The 23,276-nt window shown below is 70.3% G+C and carries 21 protein-coding genes; 6 read left to right on the top strand and 15 right to left on the bottom strand.

From position 1 onward, the window contains the following. Positions 1 to 45 precede the first annotated feature (45 nt). Positions 46 to 357: a DUF1244 domain-containing protein gene (locus tag DX914_RS04925; RefSeq protein ID WP_115857917.1), complete on the top strand. Its 312-nt coding sequence runs from the start codon at positions 46 to 48 to the stop codon at positions 355 to 357. A gap of 82 nt (positions 358 to 439) precedes the next feature. Next, entirely contained in the window at positions 440 to 1,276 is an 837-nt protein-coding gene (locus DX914_RS04920) for an alpha/beta hydrolase (RefSeq protein WP_115857916.1), read from the top strand. Between the two features lie 227 nt (positions 1,277 to 1,503). Here DX914_RS04920 and DX914_RS04915 read toward each other — a convergent pair whose 3' ends face one another. The 11 genes from DX914_RS04915 to ndk all read right to left on the bottom strand — a co-directional run bounded on the left by DX914_RS04915 (position 1,504) and on the right by ndk (position 12,897). Beyond that, positions 1,504 to 2,505, bottom strand: a complete 1,002-nt coding sequence (locus DX914_RS04915; protein WP_115857915.1) for a DUF2272 domain-containing protein — start codon at positions 2,503 to 2,505, stop codon at positions 1,504 to 1,506. An 87-nt stretch (positions 2,506 to 2,592) separates the two neighbouring features. Further along, positions 2,593 to 3,726 (bottom strand): molybdopterin-synthase adenylyltransferase MoeB, encoded by a 1,134-nt coding sequence (gene moeB, locus DX914_RS04910; RefSeq protein ID WP_115857914.1) that lies wholly within the window; start codon positions 3,724 to 3,726, stop codon positions 2,593 to 2,595. A 64-nt stretch (positions 3,727 to 3,790) separates the two neighbouring features. Further along, positions 3,791 to 5,017, bottom strand: a complete 1,227-nt coding sequence (locus tag DX914_RS04905) for a molybdopterin molybdotransferase MoeA (protein WP_115857913.1) — start codon at positions 5,015 to 5,017, stop codon at positions 3,791 to 3,793. Positions 5,018 to 5,030: 13 nt separating this feature from the next. Beyond that, positions 5,031 to 5,621: a molybdenum cofactor guanylyltransferase gene (gene mobA / locus DX914_RS04900; RefSeq protein WP_115857912.1), complete on the bottom strand. Its 591-nt coding sequence runs from the start codon at positions 5,619 to 5,621 to the stop codon at positions 5,031 to 5,033. 352 nt (positions 5,622 to 5,973) lie between these two features. Further along, positions 5,974 to 7,374 (bottom strand): ribosome biogenesis GTPase Der, encoded by a 1,401-nt coding sequence (der, locus tag DX914_RS04895; protein WP_115857911.1) that lies wholly within the window; start codon positions 7,372 to 7,374, stop codon positions 5,974 to 5,976. 198 nt (positions 7,375 to 7,572) lie between these two features. Then, positions 7,573 to 8,793: an outer membrane protein assembly factor BamB gene (gene bamB / locus DX914_RS04890; protein ID WP_115857910.1), complete on the bottom strand. Its 1,221-nt coding sequence runs from the start codon at positions 8,791 to 8,793 to the stop codon at positions 7,573 to 7,575. A gap of 14 nt (positions 8,794 to 8,807) precedes the next feature. After that, the gene (locus tag DX914_RS04885) at positions 8,808 to 9,437 is read right to left on the bottom strand and encodes a YfgM family protein (RefSeq protein ID WP_115857909.1); all 630 of its coding nucleotides are present in this window, start codon (positions 9,435 to 9,437) and stop codon (positions 8,808 to 8,810) included. Positions 9,438 to 9,533: 96 nt separating this feature from the next. Beyond that, positions 9,534 to 10,340 carry a helix-turn-helix domain-containing protein gene (locus tag DX914_RS04880; protein WP_425480655.1) on the bottom strand — a complete coding sequence of 269 codons (807 nt, stop codon included), beginning with the start codon at positions 10,338 to 10,340 and terminating at the stop codon, positions 9,534 to 9,536. After that, positions 10,340 to 11,194 (bottom strand): type IV pilus biogenesis/stability protein PilW, encoded by an 855-nt coding sequence (gene pilW / locus DX914_RS04875; protein WP_115857907.1) that lies wholly within the window; start codon positions 11,192 to 11,194, stop codon positions 10,340 to 10,342. The genes DX914_RS04880 and pilW overlap by 1 nt, the downstream gene beginning before the upstream one ends. Then, entirely contained in the window at positions 11,184 to 12,344 is a 1,161-nt protein-coding gene (rlmN, locus tag DX914_RS04870) for a dual-specificity RNA methyltransferase RlmN (RefSeq protein ID WP_115859137.1), read from the bottom strand. The genes pilW and rlmN overlap by 11 nt, the downstream gene beginning before the upstream one ends. 127 nt (positions 12,345 to 12,471) lie before the next feature. Then, complete coding sequence (ndk, locus tag DX914_RS04865) at positions 12,472 to 12,897, bottom strand: nucleoside-diphosphate kinase (protein ID WP_115857906.1); 426 nt, start codon at positions 12,895 to 12,897, stop codon at positions 12,472 to 12,474. A gap of 210 nt (positions 12,898 to 13,107) precedes the next feature. On the opposite strand from ndk, the gene DX914_RS04860 reads away from it, so the two are divergent. From DX914_RS04860 to DX914_RS04850, 3 genes are all read left to right on the top strand, one after another. Next, a complete protein-coding gene (locus DX914_RS04860) occupies positions 13,108 to 13,728 on the top strand; it encodes a TetR/AcrR family transcriptional regulator (RefSeq protein WP_115857905.1) in 621 nt (206 codons plus the stop codon). 125 nt (positions 13,729 to 13,853) lie between these two features. Further along, entirely contained in the window at positions 13,854 to 16,229 is a 2,376-nt protein-coding gene (locus tag DX914_RS04855; protein ID WP_115857904.1) for a 3-hydroxyacyl-CoA dehydrogenase/enoyl-CoA hydratase family protein, read from the top strand. 142 nt (positions 16,230 to 16,371) lie between these two features. Continuing rightward, a complete protein-coding gene (locus tag DX914_RS04850) occupies positions 16,372 to 17,580 on the top strand; it encodes an acetyl-CoA C-acyltransferase (protein ID WP_115857903.1) in 1,209 nt (402 codons plus the stop codon). A 695-nt stretch (positions 17,581 to 18,275) separates the two neighbouring features. Here DX914_RS04850 and DX914_RS04845 read toward each other — a convergent pair. Both DX914_RS04845 and DX914_RS04840 read right to left on the bottom strand, forming a co-directional pair. Beyond that, positions 18,276 to 18,635, bottom strand: coding sequence for a tRNA-binding protein (locus DX914_RS04845; protein ID WP_115857902.1), 360 nt, complete (start codon positions 18,633 to 18,635; stop codon positions 18,276 to 18,278). Further along, positions 18,632 to 19,921 carry an NAD(P)/FAD-dependent oxidoreductase gene (locus DX914_RS04840; RefSeq protein WP_115857901.1) on the bottom strand — a complete coding sequence of 430 codons (1,290 nt, stop codon included), beginning with the start codon at positions 19,919 to 19,921 and terminating at the stop codon, positions 18,632 to 18,634. Before DX914_RS04840 ends, DX914_RS04845 begins: the two co-directional genes overlap by 4 nt. Before the next feature lie 75 nt (positions 19,922 to 19,996). Between DX914_RS04840 and DX914_RS04835 the strand changes: the two genes are divergently transcribed. Next, positions 19,997 to 20,437 (top strand): hypothetical protein, encoded by a 441-nt coding sequence (locus DX914_RS04835; RefSeq protein ID WP_115857900.1) that lies wholly within the window; start codon positions 19,997 to 19,999, stop codon positions 20,435 to 20,437. 30 nt (positions 20,438 to 20,467) lie between these two features. On the opposite strand, the gene galU is transcribed toward DX914_RS04835, so the two are convergent. Beyond that, a complete protein-coding gene (gene galU, locus DX914_RS04830) occupies positions 20,468 to 21,367 on the bottom strand; it encodes a UTP--glucose-1-phosphate uridylyltransferase GalU (RefSeq protein ID WP_115857899.1) in 900 nt (299 codons plus the stop codon). After that, positions 21,364 to 23,271, bottom strand: coding sequence for a polysaccharide biosynthesis protein (locus tag DX914_RS04825; protein WP_115857898.1), 1,908 nt, complete (start codon positions 23,269 to 23,271; stop codon positions 21,364 to 21,366). The genes galU and DX914_RS04825 overlap by 4 nt, the downstream gene beginning before the upstream one ends. Between the last annotated feature and the right edge of the window lie 5 nt (positions 23,272 to 23,276).

Raw genomic sequence — 23,276 nt, 5'->3', positions numbered from 1 at the left:
GGCCGCGCATTATCGCCCAAACCCCCGCGTCCGGACCGAGCCGCCATGAACGAAACCGACCACGACACCATCGCCATCGAGGCCGCCGCGTTCCGGCGCCTGCGCCAGCACCTGATGCAGGACCGCCCCGAGGTGCAGAACATCGACCTGATGATCCTGGCCGGCTTCTGCCGCAACTGCCTGGCCGACTGGTACCGCGAGGCCGCCGAGTCGCGCGGCATCGTCATGACCCGCGACGAGGCGCGCGAGGCGGTCTACGGCCAGCCGTTCGCGCAATGGAAGGCGCAGCATCAGAGCGAGGCCACGCCGCAGCAGCTGGCCGCGTTCGAGGCCGCGCAACGCGCGCACCCGCGCTGAGCCCCTGCCCCGCGCGCCCGTTGCGCGCGCCGAACCGCGTTAGTCATAGTGGAGGCCGCGGCGACACCCAGGGGGCGATGCGATGGCCAAGATACTGTCACGAGCCGCCTGGCTAGCCGTGTTCGGCGTGCCGGCGCTGGTCTATGGCGGCATCTGCAGCTACCTCTACGCCAAGCAGCGCGATCTGATCTATTTCGGCCAGCAGACGCGGTTGTCGGCCGACGCCACCGACTTCGTCCTGCAGCGCGAGGGCCTGCGCCTGCGCGGCTGGGCGGTGCAGCCGCAGGCGCCGCGGCCGATCCTGTACTTCGGCGGCAACGCCGAGCGCATCGAGCTGCGCCGCGAGCAACTGCAGCGCCTGTTCCCCGACCGCAGCATCTACCTGCTGGCCTACCGCGGTTATGGCGCCAGCGACGGCACGCCCAGCGAGGCGGCGTTGTTCGGCGATGCCCTGGCCTTCTACGACCACGTGCGCGAACGCCACCCGGGTCAGCCCATCGACGTGATCGGCTGCAGCCTGGGCAGCGGCGTGGCCAGCCACGTGGCCTCGCAGCGGCCGGTGGCGCGGCTGGCGCTGATCACGCCCTTCGACAGCCTGGCCGCGGTCGCGCAGAGCCACTACCCGCTGCTGCCGGTGGGCTGGATGGTGCAGGACCGATTCGATTCGGTGCGCTGGCTGGCGCGCTACCAGGGCGAGGTGCTGGTGCTGCGCGCCGGCCGCGACCAGGTGGTGCCGCCCAGCCACACCGACCGCTTGCTGACGGCGTTCGCCAAGCCGCCGCGCGTGGTGGCCTTGGCCGACGCCGATCACGGCAGCATCGGCGCGGCGCCGGAGTTCGAGCAGGCCTTGCGAACGTTTCTGGGCGGCGACGATGCGGCGCCGCCGGCGAAGGCGTCGGCGGTGTTGTCGCAGCGCTGAGCGTGTGGGAGCGGCGTGAGCCGCGATTGCACTGCAGCGCGTCAAAAGGCATCGCGACTCACGTCGCTCCCACAGTCAAACCGCGGCGAACTGCTTTGGGGTAGGAGCGGCGCAAGCCGCGACCGCGACAGTTCGATCGGCTGCGGCAGGCGCCGGTCGCCGAGATGGCGCGGTCGCGGCTTGCGCCGCTCCTACGGGGGGAACCGCCGCATCGCTGCAAGCGGATGCTAACTTCCGGGCGTGGGTACGGGCGAAGCCGGAGCGTGCTGCGCCGGGCAACGACGTAGACCCTCCGGCAGCGGCAGCGGACACACGTCGCAGCAATCGCGCGCGGGCATCAGCTGCGGCGCCGGCGTGCTGACCGCCATCGGCTTGAGCTTGAGCAGCACCGCCCAGTCCTGGCGGCTGAAGCTGCAACCGGCTTCGTGGCCCGGGCGGCAATCGGCGGGCACGCTGCCGCGACGCTGCAGCGCCCATAGCAGGCCGCTGCGATTGAGGCTGAGCTCGCGCAGGGTCACGCCTTGCAGCACGTTGCCGCCGATCAGATACAGGCGTCCGCCGTCGATGGAAGCGGCGATGTCGCAATGCATGTTCAAGGCGCCCTCGTCGCGATCCAGGAAGGCTTTGAGGCCCTGGTAGCCGTAGACCGCGCTGGACGAGCGCACGAAGCACAGCAGGTCGCCCACCGCCGGCGCGGTGGTGTCGGGATCGGCGAACAGGTACGGGCTGTCGGGGCTGCGATAGGCGTCGCGCACGTAGTCGATGTGGCTGGCCGAGGCGCGGAAGTTGGGCACGCCCGCGCGGTTCATCACGTAGGACACGAACACCGCCGACCAGGGGTTATCGATGACGAAGGCGCGGCAGGCGGCGTCGGCCGTACGCAGCTGGCCGGGATCGGCGGCCGACGAATAGCCGCATTCGGCGGCGCCGAAGAAGCCGCTCATCTGCCACAGCAGGCCGCTGCCCTTCCAATAGTCGGTCACCCGGCGCCAGGCCGGCGTGCTGCCGTCGCGCAGGCGCGCGGTCTCGGCTTCGGCCACGGTGGTGCTGGCCAGGCGCCCGTCGGCGTCGATGAAGGCGCCGAACCACAGCGCGTTCTCGTTGCAGGCCAGCGCGGCGATGCGCTTGGGGTAGCTGTCGGGGCCGGATGGAACTACGCAGGCCTCGCCCGCCGATGCGGGCACACACCATGCCACCCACAAGCACAGGATCGCCACCGCTATGCGCATGCCCGCCTCCGTTCGCCGCTCGTAGGCTAGGAACGTCGCATACGGCGCGTGTCGGCCGGCTTCACATGGCCTGCGTGCGCGCGAGGCTCAAGCCACGCCGCAGAACTCGGCGTAGTCGATATAGCCCGGGAATGGCAGGCCCGGCGCGCACACCGCGCAGCCGGGATCGGGGCGCAGCCGGGTCTCGCGGAAGCGCAGGCCCAGCGCATCGAAATGCAGCAGGCGTCCGCGCAGCGGTTCGCCCAGGCCCAGGATCAGTTTGATCGCCTCGGTGGCCTGGAGCAGCCCGATCACGCCGGGCAGCACGCCGAGCACGCCGGCTTCGGCGCAATTGGGCGCGGCCTCCGGTGGCGGCGGCTCCGGGAACAGGCAGCGGTAGCACGGCGCCTGGCCGCGCTGGCGGCCGGCGTCGAACACGCTGGCCTGGCCTTCGAAGCGGTGCACCGCGCCGTAGACCAGCGGCTTGCCCAGCTTCACGCAGGCGTCGTTGAGCAGGTAGCGCACCGGGAAATTGTCGGCGCCGTCCACCACCACGTCGGCCTCGGCGATCAGCGCTTCGACATTGGCCGAGGTCACGCGCTGCTGGAACGGCAGCACGCGCACGCTGGGGTTCAGGGCCTGCAGCGCGGTACGCGCCGAGTCCACCTTGGCCACGCCGATGCGGTCCTCGGTGTGCAGGATCTGGCGCTGCAGGTTGCTGCGGTCGACCACGTCGTCGTCGGCCAGGACCAGGGTGCCCACGCCGGCCGCAGCCAGGTAATAGGCCGCCGGCGAACCCAGGCCGCCCGCGCCGATCACGACCACGCGCGCGGCCTGCAGACGGCGCTGGCCGGCCTCGCCCACGTCGGGCAGGCGCAGGTGGCGCGAATAGCGTTCGTAGAAATCGGCATCGGCTTCGCGCGGCGCCAGCGGCAGGCCTTCGGCGATCCAACGCACGGTGCCGCCGTCGACCGAGGCCACGCGCGCATAACCCGCGTCCAGCAGCGCCTGCGCGGCCAGCAGCGAGCGCGCGCCGGATTGGCAGATCAGCAGCACCTGGGCGTCGCGGTCGGCCACGGTCGCGGCCGGGTCGGTTTCCAGCTCGGTGCGGGCCACGCCCAGCGCGTGCTCGGCGCGGCCGGCGGCGCGTTCGTGCGCCTCGCGCACGTCGATCAGGATCGCGCCGGCGCGTTGCCGCCGCTGCGCCTCGGCCGGGGTGATGCGTTCGATGCGGGACGTCATGCCGCGATTATCCGCCTTCGCGGCGACGCTGTGCCGCCGCGAGGGGCGATGCAGCGTTGCGCGTTCAGTACGGCAGCACCTCGACCACGGCGCCGGCCTCGAGTTGCTGCAGTCCGTCGCCGATCACGATCAGGGCGTTGGAGTCGGCCGCCGCGCGCAGGCGGTGCGACCCGGTGGCCGGATTGGGATCGGCCCAGAGCACGCCCTGCTCGTCGGCGTTGAGCTTGGCGCGCAGGAATTCGCGGCGCGGGTGGCGCTTGTCGATCGGCGCAACCAGGCGCGCGCGCCAGCGCGGGCGCGGATCGCGCCGGCCCTGCAGGCCGTCGATCAGCGGCCGGGCCACGCCCAGATAGGTCGCCAGCACCGAGACCGGATTGCCCGGCAGGCCGAGCACGCGGGCCTGATCCAGGCTGCCGAACAGCAGCGGCATGCCCGGCTTCATCCGCACCTTCCAGAAATGCACGCGGCCGAAGCGTTCGAGCACCGCCGGGATGTGATCCTTCTCGCCGGCCGAGACCGCACCGCAGGTCAGCACCAGGTCGAAGGCGCAGGCGGCGTCGCGCAGCGCGATCTCCACCTGGCGCGGATCGTCGGGCAGGCGCGGCCAGGCGGTGGGTTCCAGGCCGTCGGCGCGCAGCAGGCCCATCAGCAGTTCGCGGTTGCTGTCGTGGATCTGGCCCGGGCCCAGCGGCAGGCCGGGTTCGACCAGTTCGTCGCCGCTGGTGAACACCGCCACCGTCGGCCGCCGCGCCACGCTCAGCGCGGGCTGCCCCAGCGACGCGGCCAGCGACAGGCGCGGCGGCGTGAGCACCTGGCCCGCGTGCAGCACGCGCTCGCCCACGCGCACGTCCTCGCCGGCATAGCGCACGTTCGCGCCGGGCGCGGTGTCGGCGGGGATCAGCACCGTGTCGCCGTCCAGGCTCACGTGCTCCTTGATCGCGACGGTATCGGCGCCGGCCGGCATGGCCGCGCCGGTGGTGATGCGCAGGCATTGACCCGGCATCAGCGCCGGGGCCAGGGCCGCGCCGGCGAATTGTTCGCCGGCCAGGCGCAGGCGCGCGCCCTGCCCGGCTTCGGCGGCCGACAGGTCGGCGTGGCGGAAGGCGAATCCGTCCATCGCGCTGTTGTCGAACGGCGGCAGCGCCAGCGGCGCGTCCAGGTCTTGCGCGAGCACGCGGCCGTGGCAGCGCGCCAGGGCCAGGCTTTCGTGCTCGAGCCGGTGTTCGGCCGCGACCTCGGCGACGATCGCCAGGGCTTCGTCGAAACTCAGGCCGGTGGGGAAGGCATGCATAGGGGCTATCGATCTAGCGTTGCGCGACGATGCCGGCCGCGGCCAGTTCGTCGGGGGTGTTGAGGTTGCCGAAGCGTAGGCCATCGCAGCGCACGTGCGCCATGCCCAGTTCGGTTTGCAGCGCCTGCACGGCCAGGCGGTCATGATCCAGCGCGCGGGTGAGCGGCGTGCGCAAGCTGTCTACGTGCCACAGTGCGAACAGCGGCTGCACGCCGTCGTCGTCCACGGCGCAGGCGCCGCGATCGCCGCCCGCGGCCAGGCGTTCGATCAAGTCCGCTGGCGGCGCCAGCGCGTCCACCGGCAGGGTCAGCAGCCAAGGCGTGGCGCAGGCGGCGCTCAACGTCTCCAGGCCGCCCAAGGGGCCCCGATCGCTGCGCGGGTCGGGGAGCGCGCGCAGGCCGTGCGCGGCGTAGCGGTCGAGATCGCGATTGGCGCTGATCAGCACAGCAGCGGTGTGCTTTGCGTAGCGTTGCGCCAGGCGCAGCACCTGCGGCTGGCCGTCGTGCAGCAGCCAGGCCTTGTCCAGGCCGCCCAGGCGGGTGGCGCGGCCGCCGGCTAGCAGGCCCAGGGTCAGGGCGTGAGGGAGGATGGCGGGAGCGGACATGCGGGTGCACTGTACGCCGATGCGGGGGTGGCGTTGTGCGAGCCGCGGCTTGCGTGGGCGAATGACTAGCGCGGTCGCGGCTTGCGCCGCTCCTACGGGGGGCATCGTTGCATCGTGGCGGCCGTGGGAGCGGCGTGGGCACGATCTGCTCTGGGGTAGGAGCGGCGTGAGCCGCGACCTGCGCAGGGGCCGAAGGTATGTGGTCGCGGCTTATGCCGCTCCTGCCCCAAGGCTGTGCTGGCTGTGGGAGCGGCGTGAGCCGCGATGACGCGCGGCTACGCAGGCGCGCTGGATCCCCGCTTTCGCGGGGATGACGCACCGGCAAAGCCGCGCTGAAGCGCGGGCCGGTGCGTCACTTCTTCCGCTTGACGTGCCGGATCAGGCGCCGCTTCTTGGCCACCTGCTTTTCGGTCAGCACGTTCTTCTTGCCCTCGTAGGGGTTGGCGCCTTCCTTGTAGATGAAGCGCACCGGGGTGCCGACCAGCTTGAAGCGCTTGCGGAAGAAGTTCTCCAGGTAGCGCTTGTAGCTGTCGGCCAGGGTGCGCAGGCGGGTGCCGTGGACCACGAAGGTCGGCGGGTTGCTGGCCGCCGGGTGCGCATAGCGCAGCTTGGCGACATGGCCGCGCACGGTCGGCGGCGGATTGGTTTCGTAGGCGATTTCCAGCGCCTTGTTGACCTCGCTGGTGCCGAACTCGCGGGTGGCCGACTCGTGCGCGCGGTGGATCGCCTGGAACAGTTCGCGCAGGCCCGAGCCGTGCTTGGCGCTGATGCGCACCGCCTCGGCCCACTCCACGAACGACAGCTTGCGGGTCAGCAGCGCCTCGGTCTGCTGGCGCTGGTAATCGGTCTGGCCGTCCCACTTGTTGGCCGCGATCACCAGGGCGCGGCCGGCGTCCAGCGCATAGCCCAGCACGCTGGCGTCCTGGTCGGTCACGCCCTCGCCCGCGTCCAGCATCACCACCGCGACCTGGCACTGCTCGATCGCCTGCAGGGTCTTGACGATGGAGAACTTCTCCACCGCTTCCTCCACCCGCGCCTTGCGGCGCAGGCCGGCGGTGTCGATCAGGCGGTACAGACGGCCGTCGCGCTCCATGTCGATGGCGACCGAATCGCGGGTGGTGCCGGGCACCTCCGAGGCGATCATGCGTTCCTCGCCGAGCAGGCGGTTGACCAGGGTCGACTTGCCCACGTTCGGGCGGCCGATGAAGGCCACGCGGATGCGGTTGGGGTCCTGATCCAGCTCGGCCTGACTGCCCTGCTCCGGCAGCCGCTTCAGCACTTCCGCGATCAGCTGGTCGATGCCGGTGCGGTGCGCCGAGGAGATCGCAACGCGGTCGGAGAAACCATAGCGGGCGAAATCGTTGAGCGCGGCCTGCACGTCGATGCCGTCGGTCTTGTTGACCACCAGCAGGGTCGGCCGCGCGGTCTTGCGCAGCCAGCGCAGGATGTCGTCGTCCAGCGCCGAGGCGCCTTCGCGGCCGTCGACGATGAACAGCACCAGGTCCGCTTCCTCGGCCGCGGCGCGCGCCTGGCGCGCGGTGGCGCCGGCCAGGCCCTCGTCCTCGCCGGCGATGCCGCCGGTGTCGACCACGGCGAACGGGCGCAGCTCCAGCGGACGGCACACGCCGTAATGACGGTCGCGGGTCACGCCGGGCTGGTCGTGGACCAGGGCGTCGCGGCTGCGCGTGAGCGCGTTGAACAGGGTGGATTTTCCTACGTTGGGGCGGCCAACGAGGGCGACTAGCGGAAGCATGGGTACGGAACCGGAAGAAAGGTATCGGGGTACGCCGCGCCCGGACGGGGCCGATTGCGGGGCGAAACAGCGGACAGTGTGCCAGAGCGGCCCTGGCGGCGCCCGTCAACGCAACGGCCCGGGCCGGCTTGCACCGGTCCGGGCCGCGACGGGAATGCGGCGGGGCGGCGCCGGGACCTGCCCGGCCCGCCCGCGGTATTACTGCAGCTTGAACGCGGTCAGCTCGCCTTCGACGTTCTGCACCACCAGGATGCCGTCGGAGGAAACCACCGGCGCGGCGCGCAGCGCCTTGCCGCCCACGCGCTCGCGCGCGGCGAACTGGCCGTCGTCGAGCTTGAGCCAGTGCACGTAGCCGTCGAAATCGCCGACCACGGCGTAGTCGCCCTGCACCGCCGCGCCGGTCAGGTTGCGGCGCTGCAGGCCGGCCTGCTGCCACATCGCGCTGCCTCCGGCCTTGTCCAGGCCGAACACGGTGCCGTTGGGGTCGCTGACCACCAGACGGCTGGCGCCCATACCGATGCGGCCGGCGCCGCCGTGCTCGCTGTTCCACATCGGACGGCCGCTGGGCGCGTCGATGGCCAGGGTCTGCTTCTTGAAGCTGCTGGCGTACAGGGTGCTGCCGTCCAGGATCGGGGTGCCGTCGATGTCGGCCATGCGGTCCAGCTCGGTGCGGCCCTCGGCCTGCGCCACCGCCTGTTCCCACAGCGGGCGGCCGTCGGTGGCCGACAGCGCGACCACGCTGCCGTCGTCGCTGCCGACGAACACGTAGCCCGGGCCCAGCACCGGCGAATCGTTGCCGCGCACCGACAGCATCGGCACTTCGCGGGTCCAGAACCAGCGGCGCTCGCCGCTGGCCGCGTCGAACGCGGTCACCCGGCCGTCGTTGGAACGCACGAACACCATGCCCAGGCCCACGGCCGGCGCAGCGATGACTTCGTTGCCGACCTTGGCGCGCCACTTCTCGGCGCCGCTGGACGCGTCCAGCGCGATCACTTCGCCGTCCATGCCCCCGACCACGACCAGGCCTTCGCCTGCGCCGGGACCGCCGGACAGGCGGATGTCCTTGTCCTTCTTGCCGCTGTCCTCGCCCTGACGCATGGGCAGGTAATCCCACACCGCCTTGCCGGTCTGCAGGTCGAAGGCGTGCACGCCGCCCTCGATCGCCGCGGCGTAGACGCGGCCGTCGGCGATGACCGGGCCCTGGCGCACGCCCATGCGGCCTTCGCCCTTGCCGGCGCGCGCCGACCACAGTTTGGCCACGCTGACGCTGGGACTGATCTCGCTCAGTTCGACCGGCTCGTTGGGCTTGCCGTCGTCCTTCTTGCCGCCGAACCAGCCCTTGACGGTGGAGCAGCCGGCCAGCGCGAAGGCGCACAGCAGGACGGCAGTGGCGCGAACCGCGGTGCGGCTGGGGGTCATGGCTGCAAACTTCATCAAGACTTGGCCTCGGGCTTGACCGGCGTGCCGCCGGCTTCGGTGAGCTTGAGTTCGATCAGGCGGCGCTGCGGCGAGGCCACGTCGAGCTTGGCCATGGCCTGGCGGTAGGCCTCCTGGGCCTGGGCGCGCTGGCCCAGGGCCAGTTGCGCGTCGCCGCGCACCGCGAAGGCGGTGGGCGAGCTGGCGTTGGCCACCAGCTTCAGCGCTTCGGGCGCCTGCTTGGCTTCGATCAGCAAGCGCGCCAGGCGCAGGTTCACCACCTCGCTCAACGAGGGGTCCTGGGTCTGGATCGAACGCAGGGTGGCGATCGCGGCGTCGCGCTGGTTGGCGGCCACCTGCGACTGCGCCAGGCGCAGCGCGGCCAGGGTGTGGTAGGTGTTCTGGCCCAGCGCCTTGACCTTGGCTTCGGCGCTCTTGTCCTTGGCTTCGATGGCGTCCAGCGCGGCCTGGTACTGGCCGGCGGCCTTGCCCTGCTCCTGCGCCTGGTGGTTCTGGTACCACTTCCAGCCGCCGATCGCGGCCAGGCCCAGGGCGATGCCGCCGATCAGGCCGGCGCCGTTGCGGCGCAGCCACTCGCGCACGCGTTCGCTTTGTTCGTGTTCGTCAAGCAGATCGTCGATCGCCATCGCTAGTCTCGCCCCGCCAGCCGGCTGGAGCCCAAAGGAATGGAACTGGCCCGCAACGCGGGCCAGTAAGGGATGCTGTCGGACCCGCGTCGCGGGTCAGTCTGCGACCGGCGCGAGGGAACCGTCAGAGGATAGCGTAAAGCGCGCGACGTTCGCGCGGCTGAACGGCGCCAGATCGACGGGCTGGCCCGCCTGCAGCACCTGCACCGCGGAGGAGTTGCCCAGCACCACGCGCGCGGCTTCGCCGGCGGCGTAGCTGCGGCGCTCGCCGGCGCCCAGCAGCCCCTGTTCCAGGGTGCTGCCGTCGGCGGCGTAGATCTGCACCCAGCTGTCGCCGGTGAAGGTCAGCGACAACGCCGGCTGCGCGGCCGGCGCCGAAGGCAGCGGCGCGATCGACGCCACCAGCGGGGTGCGCTGCGGCGCGGCCGCAGGCGCGGCGTCGGCGGCCGGAGCGGCGGCCAAGTTCGCCGGCACTTCCAGCGACTGCACCGCCAGGTTGCTGCCCAGGTGCGGACGCGTGGCCAGCCACACCGGCACGGCGATGGCGGCGGTCAGCACGATGTAGATGGCACGGCGCGTGGCCTGTTCGAACACGCGGCGGTAGCGCGGCGTATGGGTATGGCTGACCAGCTGCGACGGCGCCAGTTGGGCCACCGCCACGCGGTCCAGCTCCGGCTCCAGGTCGACGCCGAGCAGGCGCGCATAGCTGCGCAGCTGGCCGCGCACGAACACCGGCGCGCCGATCTGTTGCAGATCGTCGGCTTCCAAGGCCTGCAGCACGCGGGTCGGCATTTTCAGCCGCGCCGACACGTCGGCATGGCTCAAACCCGCCCGCTCGCGAGCCGATTTCAGACGCGCGCCGAGGCTACCCCCGCCGTCAGGCGCGACTTGATTCGAAAGCATCATCGCTTACCGTCATCCCCTGTCCCGGAGCCCTGCGCGTCAGGGAACTCCGCCCTTAGACGCTGAACGTATCTTGCGGCGGCTGCCGTGTCGCCGAGTTTTTGTTCGATTTGTGACGCAAGCACAAGCGATTCGGCGTCCGCGGGAGCGGCAGCCAGCCTGCGTTCAGAAAAGGCCCGCGCCTCGAAGGCATTGCCCTTGCCCAACTCGATCCGGGCCAGGCTGCCCAGCGCCAGCGCGTTGGCCGGGTCCAGAGCCACGGCCGCGCGCAGGTCGCGCTCGGCGCGCTCGCGCTGGCCCGCGCTGTCGGCGCAGCTGCCGGCATTGGCCAGGGCCGCGCCCGGCGTGGGATAGGTGCTGTCGTTCAAGGCCCGGTCGAACCAGGACAGCGATTCGGCCGCACGCCCGTTGCCGCACAGCCAAACGCCATAATTGTTGAGGAAGGCGCCGCGCTCGGGCGCCAGCTCCACGGCCTTCTTGTAGTGCTCGCCGGCCACGGCGGCGTTGCCGCGGCGGGCCGCGATCGCGCCCAGCAGGGTATGCGCATCGGCCGAACGCGGGTCGGCCTTGAGCGCGGTGCGGGCGTCGCGCTCGGCGCCGTCGAGGTCGCCGCTGCGCAAGGCCGCGCTGGCCAACTGGACCCGGTTGCGGGCGCTGTTGGCGTCCTTGCTGCGCTTGTCGTCGCGCACCTCGATGTGCGGGCCGGTGTCCTCGTACTTGACCTTATCGAAGTCGGGGCGGACGAAGGTCAGGCGGCTGCAGCCGGCGACGGCGGCCAGTGCGGCCAGCAGCAGCGCCGCACGCAGCGTCCACGACGCGCACGCACGCGCCCCGCCCTGCCGTTCATGCCGCATCGCCTAGCCCCTGCGATTCGAGCGTCTTGCGGAACTCCGCCTGGCGGCGGGTGCGGTCCATGACCTGACCCTTGAGCTGGCCGCAGGCCGCGTCGATGTCGTCGCCGCGGGTACGGCGCACCGGCGCGATCATGCCGGCGTCGTTGAGCAGTTTCTGGAACGCGCGGATGGCCGCGTCGTCGGGGCGCTCGAAGCGCGTGCCCGGGAACGGATTGAACGGGATCAGGTTGACCTTGGCCGCGTCCTTCATCTGCACCGCGTTGTCGAACTGGCGCAGCAGGCGCAGCAGCTGGCGCGCGTGCTGCGGCTGGTCGTTGACGCCCTTCATCAGGGTGTATTCGAAGGTGACCGAGGTGCCGCGCTTGCGCAGCGCGTAGCGCACGCAGGCGTCCATCAGCACCGCGATCGGGTACTTCTTGTTGAGCGGGACCAGTTCGCTGCGCAGCTCGTCGTTGGGCGCGTGCAGCGACACCGCCAGCGAGACGTCGCTCTCTTCGCCCAGGCGGTCGATCATCGGCACCATGCCCGCGGTGGACAGGGTGACGCGCTTGTTGGCCAGGCCGTAGCCCAGGTCGTCGCGCATGATGCTCATGGCGCGCACGACGTTGTCGAAATTGGCCAGAGGCTCGCCCATGCCCATCATCACCACGTTGGTGAGCTTGCGCTGCTGATGCGGCACGTTGCCCAGGTGGCGTGCGGCCACCCACACCTGGCCGATGATCTCGGCGGTGGACAGGTTGCGGTTGAAGCCCTGGGTGGCGGTGGAGCAGAACTGGCAGTTCAGCGCGCAGCCCACCTGCGAGGACACGCACAGGGTGCCGCGGCCCTTGTCGGGGATGTACACCGTTTCGATGGCGTTCTTCGGGTCCATGCCCAGCAGCCACTTATGGGTGCCGTCGGTGGAGGCCTTGTCGAACACCACCTGCGGCACGCGTACCTGCGCGTGCTGCTCGAGCTTGGCGCGCAGCGCCTTGCCCAGGTCGGTCATGTCGTTGAAGTCGGTGACGTAGCGGTGGTGGATCCACTTCATCACCTGATGCGCGCGGAAGCGCTTCTCGCCCAGGGTCTGCTCGAAGAAATTTTCCAGCGAGACGCGGTCGAGATCGAACAGGTTGGTCTTGTTCGGGTCGAGCTTGACAGTATCGGCCACGACGGAGCCGGCCGTAGCCGGCTGCGTCGCGGCGGCGCCCGCACGCACGTCCGCATCGGCCGCAGGCGCGGAGCCGGCGAGCACGATATCGATGGCGTTGGCGCGCGGATCGCTCACGTCGTCGATCTCAGCGCGGGTACACGTCGGTGGCCGGGAAGAAGTACGCGATTTCGATCGCGGCGTTCTCCAGGCTGTCCGAACCGTGCACGGCGTTGGCGTCGATGCTGTCGGCGAAGTCGGCGCGGATGGTGCCCGGCGCAGCATCCTTCGGATTGGTGGCGCCCATCAGCTCGCGGTGCTTGAGCACGGCGTTCTCGCCCTGCAGCGCCTGGATCACCACCGGGCCGCTGATCATGAACTCGACCAGCGCGGCGAAGAACGGACGCTCGCGATGCACGGCGTAGAAACCTTCGGCTTCCTGCTTCGACAGGTGCTTCATCTTCGAGGCGACGACCTTGAGGCCGGCCTTCTCGAAACGCGAGTAGATCTCACCGATGACGTTCTTGGCGACGGCGTCGGGCTTGATGATGGACAGGGTGCGCTCCAGCGCCATGGGAATTCTCCGGGTAGGCGGGCCGCTGCTGCTTCCTTGCGAGGGGCCCGAGAATAACAGAAAACCCGCGACAGGACGCGGGTTTAGCCAATATGGCTACGGTAATTCTACCGGATCGGTCAGCCGATTTGCACGGCCGGTCGGAAAATCCGTTGACGATCCCGCCGGCCCGGGTCTACGATCAAACAAGCGTTTGATTCAGGACCTGCCATGGCCGCCACCGCCCACTTCTCCACCAAGGACCGCATTCTCGGCGCCGCCGAGGAGCTGTTCGCCCAGTTCGGCTTCACCGGCACCTCGCTGCGCCAGGTGACCAGCCGTGCCGACGTCAACATCGCCGCGGTCAACTACCACTTCGGCAGCAAGGAAAACCTGGTCAACGAGGTCTTCCGCCGCCGCATGGACGACATGAGCCGGCAGCGCCTGAGCGCCCTGCAGGCCGCGATCCAGGACCGCCCGGGCGAGCTGGAGCCGATCCTGGCCGCGTTCGTGGAGCCGGCCCTGGCCCTGGCCCAGGACCGCCACGGCGGCGCCGCCTTCGTGCGCGTGGTCGCCCGCGCCTACGCCGAGAAGAACGACAGCCTGCGCAAGTTCCTGTCCGACCACTACGGCCACGTGCTGCGCGAATTCGCCAAGGCCATCGCCGCGGCGGTGCCGGGCCTGAGCAAGGAGGAGTTGTACTGGCGCCTGGACTTCCTGGCCGGCGCGCTGACCTATGCCATGGCCGACTTCGGCCTGATCAAGCGCCCGGCCGGCGTGTCCGAGGCCGCCCACCGCGAACGTGCGGGGCGCGAGCTGATCCGTTTCGCCGCGGCCGGCTTCAAGAGCTGAGCCGCTAAAGCCCCCCTTTCCTACCGCGCCCGGGCGACCCCATCGGCCGCCGCTCTGCCGTTTCCGGCTCCGAACCGCCCGTGCGCCGCAGCACTAAATGCAATTAATCCAAGGAGTTGCAGACGATGTCTAACAAATTGCTTGTCCGTCGGGCCGCGGTCCTGGGCGCCGGCGTCATGGGCGCGCAGATCGCCGCGCACCTGACCAACGCCGGCGTCGACACGGTGCTGTTCGACCTGCCGGCCAAGGACGGCGACCCCAACGGCGTGGTCGCCAAGGCCATCGCCAACCTGGGCAAGCTCAGCCCCGCGCCGCTGGCCGCCAAGGGCCTGGCCGAGCGCATCGTGCCGGCCAACTACGAGACCGGCCTGGAACAGCTGCGCGGCTGCGACCTGATCGTCGAGGCCATCGCCGAGCGCATGGACTGGAAGCAGGACCTGTACAAGAAGATCGCCCCGTTCGTGGCCGATCACGCGGTGCTGGCCTCCAACACCTCCGGCCTGGGCATCAACAAGCTGGCCGAGGTACTGCCCGAGCAGCTGCGCCACCGCTTCCTGGGCGTGCACTTCTTCAACCCGCCGCGCTACATGCACCTGGCCGAGCTGATCCCGGCCAAGAGCACCGACCCGGCGGTGCTGGAAGGCCTGGAAACCTTCCTCACCACCACCCTGGGCAAGGGCGTGGTGATCGCCAAGGACACCCCGAACTTCATCGGCAACCGCATCGGCGTGTTCTCGATGCTGGCCGCCATGCACCACACCGAGCAGTTCGGCCTGGGCTTCGACACGGTCGACGCGCTGACCGGCCCGGCCATCGGCCGGCCCAAGTCGGCCACCTACCGCACCGCGGACGTGGTCGGCCTGGACACCATGGCCCACGTCATCAAGACCATGGCCGACACCCTGCCCGACGACCCCTGGCACGGCTACTTCAAGGCGCCCAAGTGGCTGGCCGCGCTGGTCGAGAAGGGCGCGCTGGGGCAGAAGACCGGCGCCGGCTTCTACACCAAGAAGGGCAAGGACATCCTGGTGCTGGACCTCAAGGCCCAGGACTACCGCGTGTCCGCCGGCGAGCTCGATGCCGAAGTGGCGGCGATGCTGAAGGAAAAGGATCCGGCCAAGAAATTCGCCGCGCTGCGCGCCAGCGCCCATCCGCAGGCGCAGTTCCTGTGGGCGGTGTTCCGCGACAGCTTCCACTACAGCGCCTACCACCTGGAGTCCATCGCCGACACCGCGCGCGATATCGACTTCGCCATGCGCTGGGGCTACGGCTGGTCGCTGGGTCCGTTCGAGACCTGGCAGGCCGCGGGCTGGAAGCAGGTGGCCGACTGGATCGCCGAGGACATCGTGGCCGGCAAGGCCATGGCCGCCGCGCCGCTGCCGAACTGGGTGTTCGACGGCCGCGACGGCGTGCACGACGCCAAGGGCAGCTACAGCCCCGGCCGCAAGGCCCAGGTGGCGCGCTCGTCCAACCCGGTCTACGCGCGCCAGCGCTTCCCCGACGCGGTGCTGGGCGAGAAGTTCTCGCAGGGCCAGACCGTGTTCGAGAACGAAGGCATCCGCCTGTGGACCGACGACGGCGACGACATCGCCGTGATCAGCTTCAAGACCAAGATGCACACGGTCAACGACCACGTGCTCAACGGCATCCAGGAAGCCATCGCCATCGCCGAGACCAAGTTCAAGGGCGTGGTGATCTGGCAGCCGAAGGAACCCTTCTCCGCCGGCGCCGACCTGGCCGGCGCGCTGGGCCTGCTGCAGGCCGGCGACCTCAAGGGCTTCGAGGCCATGGTCGCCAACTTCCAGGCCACCAGCCAGCGCATCAAGTACGCGCTGGTGCCGGTGGTGGCCGCGGTGCGCGGGCTGGCCCTGGGCGGCGGTTGCGAGTTCCAGATGCACGCGGCCAAGAGCGTGTTCGCGCTGGAAAGCTACATCGGCCTGGTCGAGGCCGGCGTGGGCCTGCTGCCGGCCGGCGGCGGCCTCAAGGAATTCGCGGTGCGCGCCTCCGACGCGGCCGGCCCGGGCGGCGACGTGTTCGCCCAGCTCAAGACCGCGTTCGAGAGCGTGGCCATGGGCAAGGTCTCCACCTCGGCCTTCGAGGCGCGCGAACTCAAGCTGGCGCGCGACGGCGACGTGGTGGTGTTCAACGCCTACGAGCTGCTGCACGTGGCCAAGGCGCAGGCGCGCGCGCTGGCCGAAAGCGGCTACCGCCCGCCCCTGCCCGGCCGCCGCATCCAGGTCGCCGGCGACGTCGGCATCGCCACGTTCAAGATGATGCTGGTCAACATGCTGGAAGGCCGTTTCATCTCGCCGCACGACTACGAGATCGCCAGCCGCATCGCCACCGTGATCTGCGGCGGCGAAGTCGACCGCGGCGCACTGGTGGACGAGGAATGGCTGCTCAAGCTCGAGCGCGAGCACTTCGTGGCGCTGGCGCAGATGCCCAAGACCCAGGAGCGCATCGCCCACATGCTCAAGACTGGCAAGCCGCTGCGGAACTGATTGTGGAAAAGATCGGGCATCCTGCCGCGACTTTTCAAACGCGGGCGAAAGACGCGACTTTCACCCGCTTGCGCGGCATCGCACGCGATGCCGCGGCGGCACAGCCATGTGCCGCAAACCCAACCGAATTTGGAGTCACTCCATGATCAAGCAAGTTCAAGACGCCTACATCGTCGCCGCCACCCGCACCCCCGTCGGCAAGGCGCCGCGCGGCGTGTTCCGCAACACCCGCCCCGACGACATGCTCGCCCACGTGCTCAAGGCCGTGGTCGCGCAGGCGCCGGGCATCGACGTCAACCGCATCGACGACGCCATCATCGGTTGCGCCATGCCCGAGGGCGAGCAAGGCATGAACGTGGCGCGCATCGGCGTGCTGCTGGCCGGCCTGCCGAACACGGTGGCCGCGCAGACCGTCAACCGCTTCTGCTCCTCCGGCCTGCAAGCCGTGGCCCTGGCCGCCAACGAAATCCGCCTGGGCAACGCCGACCTGGTACTGGCCGGCGGCACCGAATCGATGTCGATGGTGCCGATGATGGGCAACAAGGTCGCGCTGTCGCCGAATGTGTTTGCAAAGGACGACCACATCGCCATCGCCTACGGCATGGGCATCACCGCCGAGAAGGTCGCCGAGGAATGGAAGATCTCGCGCGAGGACCAGGACGCGTTCGCCGCCGCCTCGCACCTCAAGGCGCTGGCGGCGCAGGCCGCCGGCGAATTCCGCGCCGAGATCAGCCCCTATGAGGTGCTCTCGCACGTGCCGGACCTGTCGGGCAACGCGATCAAGCTGCGCAAGCTGCTGGTCGAGAACGACGAAGGCCCGCGCGCCGATACCTCGGCCGAGGGCCTGGCCAAGCTCAAGCCGGTGTTCCGCAACGGCCAGTTCGGCGGCACCGTCACCGCCGGCAACAGCTCGCAGATGAGCGACGGCGCCGCCGCGGTGCTGCTGGCCTCGGGCCAGGCGGTCAAGGACTACGGCCTGACCCCGCTGGCGCGTTTCGTCAGCTTCTCGGTCGCCGGCGTGCGCCCGGAAGTGATGGGCATCGGCCCGATCGCCGCGATTCCCAAGGCGCTCAAGCAGGCCGGCCTGAGCAAGGACCAGCTCGACTGGATCGAACTCAACGAGGCCTTCGCCGCGCAGGCGCTGGCGGTGATCCGCGACAGCGATCTGGACCCGTCCAAGGTCAATCCGCTGGGCGGCGCCATCGCCCTGGGCCACCCGCTGGGCGCCACCGGCGCGATCCGCACCGCCACCATCGTCCACGGCCTGCAGCGCCGTCAGCGGAAGTACGGCATGGTGACCATGTGCATCGGCACCGGCATGGGCGCGGCGGGCGTGTTCGAGGCGCTGTAAGCCTTCCCGGCCTCCGCTGATCCAACCCGTCAGGGCGGCTACGGCCGCCCTGATGCGTTTCGGGCATCGCGGTGATTTTTCGACTCCGCGGGCCCTCACCCCAACCCCTCTCCCGTGAAACGGGAGAGGGGCTACTGCAGCAGAGGCGTCGAATGCGTCCCCTCTCCCGTTTACGGGAGAGGGCTAGGGTGAGGGGATGAGCGCAGCGAATGCTCTTGATCTTCGCTCGGGCACCGAACTCGCCGCGCCAACAGCAGACCCGTAGAGCCTGCCCCCGCGAAGGCGGGGGGCGGCGCACAGGAGGTGCGCCGTTTTTCGCTGGCACAGGGATGTGCCATCGAAAAATCCGCGCGCCCGCTCCGATCTCGCACGGGAGCTCTGGGGCAGCGTTTTTCTTTGGTTACTTTCTTTTGACACTTATCAAAAGAAAGGGACCCGGCCGCTTGCGGACGGAAGCTGTTGCTGTTGCTTAAACCAGCACACCTAAACACCTTCGCGAGTTCGGAGCGGATCGCGGCTCACGCCGCTCCTACCCCAAGGCGCCAGAACAGACCCCGCGCCGACCGAGGGCTTGGTCGTAGTGGCGGGTTCGCGGTCGCAGCTTGCGCAGCTCCTACGGGGGCGGCCGCAACGTTCGACGTGGTTGCGAAGTCGCGGTCGCGGCTTACGCCGCTCCTACCCGACAGCCAGGCGGGTCAGGCCAGGCGGGTGCCGTTGGGGACCGGGCGTTCGATGGCGGTGATCACCACGCCCTCGTCGGTGGGGAAACCGGTCAGCAGGAACTCGGAGCGGAACGGGCCGACCTGTTTGGGCGGGAAATTGATCACGCCGACGATCTGCCGGCCCACCAGTTCCTCGGCGCTGTAGAGCTGCTTCACCTGCGCGCTGGTCTTGCGCACGCCATGCGGGCCGAAGTCCACCCACAGCTTCCACGCCGGCTTGCGCGCCTCGGGGAAGTCCTCCACCCGCAGCACCGTGCCCGCGCACAGCGCCACCCGCTCGAATTCCTGCCAGCTCAGGTCGCCCTGCCCGGCCGCCGTATCGTCCGCGCTCATCCGCTGTTCCTCTCGTTCCAATCCTTCCACGCGTCCTGGAACTGCGCCCAGGTGTAACTCAACTGCGCCGCCAGCAAACCGGCCGGCTTGAACGCCGAGACCAGGCCGTAACGCTGCAGGTCGCGCCAGCGCGTATCGCCATGGGCGATGGCCGCGGCCAGCGTTTCGCCGGCGAACGTGGTCGGCGCCACGCCATGGCCGCCGAAGGCCTGCGCCAGCCACAGGCCGTCCTCGACCTCGCCGATCTGCGGCATCTGATGCCGCGCATAGCTCATCAGCCCGGACCAGGCCTGCTCGATGCGCACGCCCTCCAGCTGCGGGAACACCTTGAGCAGGTCGCGCCGCAGCAAGCGTTCCACCGCCGACGGCGAGCGGTCCAACACCGAGATGCGGCCGCCCCACAGCAGCCGGGTATCGGGCAGCGGGCGGTAATAGTCGAAGGCGAAGCGGGTGTCGTAGACCGCCGCGCGCGTGCGCAGCGCCTGATCCAGGCGCGCGCCCAGCGGTTCGGTGACCATCACGTAGGTGGCGATCGGCATCACCGCCGCGTCCACGTTCGCGCGCAGGCCGGCCAGGTAGCCGCCGCAGGCCAGCACCACCTGCCGCGCCAGCACCTCGCCTTGCGGCGTGCCCACGCGCCAGTGCGCGCCTTCGCGGCGCAGGGCCACGGCCGGGCTGCGCTCGTGCACGGCCACGCCGGCGCGCTGGGCCAAGCCGGCCAGGCCGTGGGCGTACTTGAGCGGGTGGAAATGGAAGGCCTGCGGCTCGAACAGGCCGTCGTGATAGCGGTGGCTGCGGATCAGGTCGCGCAGCTCCGGCTGCGGCAGCCATTGCCAATCCACGCCGTAGTGCTCGGCCAGCAGGCGCTGGCGCGAGCGCAGCACCTGCGGGTCGCGGAACCAGTTGGCCCAGATCACGCCGGCCTCGACCGCGTCGCAGTCCAGGCCATGGCGGTGGATGCGCGCGCGGATCAGTTCGACCGCATCGGTGCTGCCGGCGTACAGCTCGCGTGCCCTGGCGCCGCCGAGTTCGCGCCGCAGCGCGGCCTCGCCCAGCGAGAAGCCGCCGAACACGAAGCCGCCGTTGCGGCCCGAGGCGCCGTGGCCCAGGGTCTGCGCCTCCAGCAGCACCACCCCGTCCAGGCCGCGCTCGGCCAGGCCCAGGGCGGTGTTGAGACCGGCGAAGCCGCCGCCGACCACGCAGACCTCCGCCTCGCGCCGGCCCTGCAAGGCCGGGCGTTCGTCGATGGGCGGCAGCGTGGCGCGGTAGTAGCTGTCGGCGGTCATCGGCGGAGTTGGCGGGCGCGGGCGGGGTTTGCTGAAATACGGCTGGAACGCTACGGGGGACGAGGCCGGCACGGGATGCGCGAGATCGAGATCCATCCGGCCGACCTAGCCTATCGCAGGCGCAGCCTGCGCATCATCGCCGCGATCGCGGTGCTGAGCGCGCTGGCGCTGTGGCAGCTCGACGGCTGGCTGGCGCAGGTGGTGCAGCAACTGGCCAGCGACGCCGATGCGCAGCGCACCCGGCGCTGGCTGCGCGGCCTGCTCAGCGCGCTGGCGCTGCTGCCCACCGTGCCGCTGTGGCTGCTGGGCCGCAGCCTGGGCCGGCTGGCCGCGGCCGCGCAGGCCAAACGGCGTTTTCCGCCGCAGCACTGGCGCACCTTGCGCGATGTACGGGTATTGCGCGGCCCGGTAGCCCTGCGCTGGATCGCGCGCGTGCGCCTGCTCGGGCGCGCGGCGATGGCGGCCGCCGCTGTGTGCGCCGCGGCGGCCGCGGCGCTGTGGTGGACCTACGCTTGAATCCGCAGGCGGGCGCGGCGCGCCCTGCCCTCACTCCAGATCGGCCACGCCCAATTCGGCCAGCGCGTTCTGCATCAGCTGGCGCGCCGAATCGCTGAGCACCTCGTGGTCCAGGGCGAAGCGGATCGTGGCCTCGATCAGGCCCAGATGGGTGCCGCAGTCGAAGCGCGTGCCCTGGAAGCGGTAGGCATTGACGGCTTCTTCGGCCAGCAGCGAGGCGATCGCATCGGTCAGCTGGATCTCGCCGCCGGCGCCGGGCGTGGTGCTTTCCAGCAGGTCGAAGATGCGCGGATTGAGCACGTAGCGGCCGACCACGGCCAGGGTGCTGGGCGCGACCTCGGGCTTGGGCTTTTCGACGATGGCGCGGATCCGGCCCTGGCGCGCGGCGAAGCCGTCGGTGGCGACGATGCCGTAACTGCCGGTCTGCTCGCGCGGCACGTCCTGCACCGCGATCACGCTGCTGCCCGATGCCGCGGCGGCGTCGGCCATCTGCTTGAGCGCGCCGGGGCCGCGGTTCCAGATCAGGTCGTCCGGCAGCACCACCGCGAACGGCTCGTCGCCGACCACGGCCTTGGCGCACAGCACCGCATGGCCCAGGCCCAGCGCTTCGGCCTGGGTCACGAACACGGCGCGCACGCCCTCGGGCAGCACGTTGCGCACCAGCTCCAGTTGCTCGGTCTTGCCGCTGCGCTCGAGCTTCTGTTCCAGCTCGTAGGCCTTGTCGAAATAGTCGGCCACCGCGTGCTTGTAGCGGTTGGTGACGAAGATCAGGGTGTCGCAGCCGGCCTCGATGGCCTCGTCCACGGCGTACTGGATCAGCGGCCGATCCACGATCGGCAGCATTTCCTTGGGAACGGTCTTGGTCGCGGGCAGGAACCGGGTGCCCAGCCCTGCGACCGGGAACACGGCTTTACGGATACGTGCCATCAAACCTTCCTGGCGTTACGAGCGGGAAAGGCCACAACGGTAGCCGACTCGATGTAATCAGGATGTTCGCCCACCGGGGCGAACTCGGGCACGGCCATGCGCAGCAGCTGGCCCAGCGCGTCGCGGTCGTAGCGGGCGCTGGCCTCGCGCAGCTGCGCGATCGCCGATTCGATCGCGTGCGCCGAGACGTCGCGCGGCTCGGCCTGCAGGATCTTGGGATGCTGGGTCGGGCGGTAGCGCTCGTCGGCGTGGAACAGCGTCTCGTGCAGCTTCTCGCCCGGGCGCAGGCCGGTGTAGATGATCGCGATGTCGCGGCCGGGCTGCTTGCCGGCCAGGCGGATCATCTGCTCGGCCAGCAGCCGGATCGGCACCGGCTCGCCCATGTCCAGGGTGTAGATCGCCTCGTGGGTGCCGATCGCCGAGGCCTGCAGGATCAGCTGGCAGGCTTCGGGAATGGTCATGAAGAAGCGGGTCACTTCCGGATCGGTGACCGTGACCGGGCCGCCGCTGCGGATCTGCTCGCGGAACAGCGGCACCACGCTGCCGGCCGAATCGAGCACGTTGCCGAAGCGCACGGTGACGAAACGGGTGGAGCGCTGGTCGGCCAGCGACTGGCAGGTCATTTCGGCCAGGCGCTTGGTCGCGCCCAGCACATTGACCGGGTCCACCGCCTTGTCGGTGGAGATCAGCACGAAGGTGCCCACGCCGGCCTCGCGGCAGGCGCGCGCGACCGTGGCCGTGGCCAGCACGTTGTTGCGCACGGCCTCGCGCAGCTGCGCTTCCAGCAGCGGCACCTGCTTGTAGGCGGCGGCATGGAAGACCGCGTCGGGCTCGGACAGCCCCAAGGCGTAGGCGATCACCGCGGGGTCGCCGCAGTCGCCCAGCACCGGGATGTATTCCAGATCGGGGAAGTCGCGGCGCAGCGCGGCCTCGGTCTGGGTCAGCGCGAGCTCGTCGATTTCGATCAGGGCGATGCGGCGGGCGCCGTGGCGCGCGCACTGGCGGCACAGCTCCGAGCCGATCGAGCCGCCGGCGCCGGTGACCAGCACCGAACGCGCGCCCAGCCAGCCGCGGATGGCCTTCCAATCGGGCAGCACCGGCTTGCGGCCGAGCAGGTCCTCGATCGCGACTTCCTTCAATTCGCCGGGCAGCGAACGGCCTTCGAGCACGTCCTGCAGGCGCGGCACCATGCGGAACGGCAGGCCGGTGCGCTCGCAGGCCAGGACCACGCGCTGCAGCGCGTTGGCGTCGGCCGAGGGCATCGCGATCACCAGCAGCTTGGCCGCGGTTTCGCGCGCGATCTCGGCGACCTCGGGCACCCGGCCCAGCACCGGCACGCCCTGCACCTTGCTGCCGCGCAGGCGCACCGCGTCGTCGAGGAAACCCACGGGCTCGTAGGTGCCGAAGCGGCGCAGGTCGCGCACCAGCGCTTCGCCGGCGCGGCCGGCGCCCAAAATCAGGATGCGCACCGAGGCGGTGCTGGCGCGTTCGATGCGGCTGTCCTTCCAGGCGCGGTACAGCAGGCGCGGCGCGCCCAGCATGCCCATCAGCACCAGCGGGTACAGCACCAGCACCGTGCGCGGCACGGCATCGACGCGGTTGTACAGGAACAGGCCCAGGACGATCGCGAACAAGCCCAGCACGCAGGCCTTGAAGATGTTCCAAAGGTCGGGCACGCCGGCGAAACGCCACAGGCCGCGGTACAGGCCGACCTGCCAGAACACCAGGCCCTGGGCAGCCATGACCAGCGCGATCTCGGCCGACCACAGCGGCAGGGTCGCGGGGGCGGCCATGCTGAAACGCAGGCGATGCAGCGCTTGCCAGACCAACCACACCATTGCGAGATCGTGCGCGACTACCGCGAACCGCGGCAGTGCACCTTTCATACGATCGCGCCAAGAGCTCATTCCAT

The sequence above is a fragment of the Lysobacter silvisoli genome, assembly GCF_003382365.1.
Lineage (GTDB): Bacteria > Pseudomonadota > Gammaproteobacteria > Xanthomonadales > Xanthomonadaceae > Lysobacter > Lysobacter silvisoli.
Note: the sequence above shows the minus strand (reverse complement) of the source record. Positions and strands in the feature narration are given on the sequence as shown.

Excerpts from the sequence above, each read along its gene's own strand:
- DX914_RS04925 (WP_115857917.1), top strand. The coding sequence starts at position 46 with ATGAACGAAACCGACCACGACACCATCGCCATCGAGGCCGCCGCGTTC.
- DX914_RS04920 (WP_115857916.1), top strand. The coding sequence starts at position 440 with ATGGCCAAGATACTGTCACGAGCCGCCTGGCTAGCCGTGTTCGGCGTG.
- DX914_RS04915 (WP_115857915.1), bottom strand. The coding sequence starts at position 2,505 with ATGCGCATAGCGGTGGCGATCCTGTGCTTGTGGGTGGCATGGTGTGTG.
- moeB (WP_115857914.1), bottom strand. The coding sequence starts at position 3,726 with ATGACGTCCCGCATCGAACGCATCACCCCGGCCGAGGCGCAGCGGCGG.
- DX914_RS04905 (WP_115857913.1), bottom strand. The coding sequence starts at position 5,017 with ATGCATGCCTTCCCCACCGGCCTGAGTTTCGACGAAGCCCTGGCGATC.
- mobA (WP_115857912.1), bottom strand. The coding sequence starts at position 5,621 with ATGTCCGCTCCCGCCATCCTCCCTCACGCCCTGACCCTGGGCCTGCTA.
- der (WP_115857911.1), bottom strand. The coding sequence starts at position 7,374 with ATGCTTCCGCTAGTCGCCCTCGTTGGCCGCCCCAACGTAGGAAAATCC.
- bamB (WP_115857910.1), bottom strand. The coding sequence starts at position 8,793 with ATGACCCCCAGCCGCACCGCGGTTCGCGCCACTGCCGTCCTGCTGTGC.
- DX914_RS04885 (WP_115857909.1), bottom strand. The coding sequence starts at position 9,437 with ATGGCGATCGACGATCTGCTTGACGAACACGAACAAAGCGAACGCGTG.
- DX914_RS04880 (WP_425480655.1), bottom strand. The coding sequence starts at position 10,340 with ATGCTTTCGAATCAAGTCGCGCCTGACGGCGGGGGTAGCCTCGGCGCG.
- pilW (WP_115857907.1), bottom strand. The coding sequence starts at position 11,194 with ATGCGGCATGAACGGCAGGGCGGGGCGCGTGCGTGCGCGTCGTGGACG.
- ndk (WP_115857906.1), bottom strand. The coding sequence starts at position 12,897 with ATGGCGCTGGAGCGCACCCTGTCCATCATCAAGCCCGACGCCGTCGCC.
- DX914_RS04860 (WP_115857905.1), top strand. The coding sequence starts at position 13,108 with ATGGCCGCCACCGCCCACTTCTCCACCAAGGACCGCATTCTCGGCGCC.
- DX914_RS04855 (WP_115857904.1), top strand. The coding sequence starts at position 13,854 with ATGTCTAACAAATTGCTTGTCCGTCGGGCCGCGGTCCTGGGCGCCGGC.
- DX914_RS04850 (WP_115857903.1), top strand. The coding sequence starts at position 16,372 with ATGATCAAGCAAGTTCAAGACGCCTACATCGTCGCCGCCACCCGCACC.
- DX914_RS04845 (WP_115857902.1), bottom strand. The coding sequence starts at position 18,635 with ATGAGCGCGGACGATACGGCGGCCGGGCAGGGCGACCTGAGCTGGCAG.
- DX914_RS04840 (WP_115857901.1), bottom strand. The coding sequence starts at position 19,921 with ATGACCGCCGACAGCTACTACCGCGCCACGCTGCCGCCCATCGACGAA.
- DX914_RS04835 (WP_115857900.1), top strand. The coding sequence starts at position 19,997 with ATGCGCGAGATCGAGATCCATCCGGCCGACCTAGCCTATCGCAGGCGC.
- DX914_RS04825 (WP_115857898.1), bottom strand. The coding sequence starts at position 23,271 with ATGAGCTCTTGGCGCGATCGTATGAAAGGTGCACTGCCGCGGTTCGCG.